Source organism: Salmonella sp. SAL4457 (genome assembly GCF_046548235.1).
In the GTDB taxonomy this organism is placed as follows: Bacteria; Pseudomonadota; Gammaproteobacteria; order Enterobacterales; family Enterobacteriaceae; genus Salmonella; species Salmonella enterica.
On the sequence record NZ_JBGDZO010001165.1, the window covers coordinates 1 to 243 of the forward strand.

1 pseudogene is annotated in these 243 nt (G+C 61.7%); it reads left to right on the top strand.

The features are described from left to right. Positions 1–243: pseudogene (locus tag ACLJNW_RS27840) on the top strand (hypothetical protein); the annotation flags it as partial.

A 243-nucleotide genomic window follows, 5' to 3' on the forward strand; every position in this document is an offset into this window, starting at 1 on the left:
TACTGGGATACCGACACCACCCACCTGTTCAGCGACCTGACCCACCGCTTCGCCAACGGTTGGCAGATGAAGCTGGCCGCCGACAAGCTGTGGGCGCGAATCAACATGCTCGGGCTGTACAACGACTGCTACTACTCGACCACCGGCTGCGCCAGCATGACCCAGAACCCCGGCGACTACAGCTACACCGACGACCACGACAGCTATGACGCCTATGCCAACGGTCCCTTCCAGTTGCTCGGC